Source organism: Roseimaritima sediminicola (assembly GCF_009618275.1).
Classification (GTDB): domain Bacteria; phylum Planctomycetota; class Planctomycetia; order Pirellulales; family Pirellulaceae; genus Roseimaritima; species Roseimaritima sediminicola.
The window spans coordinates 1-821 of record NZ_WIAD01000140.1; the positions used below are offsets into that span (position 1 = coordinate 1).

Genomic DNA, 821 nt, shown 5'->3' on the forward strand with positions numbered 1-821 from the left:
CCCCGACTGAACCATGGACACGTATCACGCAATTCTGAACTTGCTCGATAACGCGTGTCGGAAGATGCGTCTTACCGACTACGGTGATATTACGTGGCAGCATGGGCAGCAACTACGCACCTTCACACTTCGGGCCGAGCGCGGAGATTCCTCTGCATGGACGTCATTTTCAACACTGTTGCAATCTGATTCCTATGCGCGTGCTGGTTTCTGGCATCTACTGAACGAACTTGGCATCGTTTGGTATTCGGACTATCACGACAGAATGAACGTCACTTTGCCGGATGGGCTATTGCCTTTCACGCCCGAAGAAGAAACCGCATTCCTTGCGTTATTTAATCCACCGCCAGAACCCCATCGCAAACCAAGCCTTCGGGGTGATCCGATGCGCGGAGACGTGATGTACATCGAATGGAAGCCCGGTCTTTCCGGCCACGCAAGGATCGGAAGGGTCAGGAAATCTGCCACGGGGAAGACGATCTACTACATGGACTACGTGCTAACGTCGCTCAAAGGCGCAGGGTACAAGGCAAACTTTGTTGACGAAGAATCCGGCATGCAGTTCTGGGTCTCAAACTGTCGCAAGGACGGCAATGACACGCTGTACCCCGGTGTCGTCGAGATCGATCCTAACGCACAGGAAGAGTACTGGACTAGAATTCGTCGAATTCCCGAAAAGTCGCACCTCACCTCGTTTCGCTCTGCTGGGAAGTACTCGAAACGTCGGCCATGCTGAACTGCGGGGAACCATGCCGTGCACCGGAGCGGCGTCAGCGCGACTCCTGATGGTTAGTTTTACTCTCGCCGCCCGGTGACGGCGG

The 821-nt window shown here is 54.7% G+C and carries 1 protein-coding gene; it reads left to right on the forward strand.

The genetic code is table 11. The features are described 5' to 3' along the window. The first annotated feature begins 64 nt into the window (after positions 1–64). Positions 65–736, forward strand: a complete 672-nt coding sequence (locus GE027_RS23230) for a hypothetical protein (RefSeq protein ID WP_202617516.1) — start codon at positions 65–67, stop codon at positions 734–736. Positions 737–821 lie beyond the last annotated feature (85 nt).

Coding starts and splice junctions, on each gene's coding strand:
- GE027_RS23230 (WP_202617516.1), top strand. CDS start 65: ATGCGTCTTACCGACTACGGTGATATTACGTGGCAGCATGGGCAGCAA.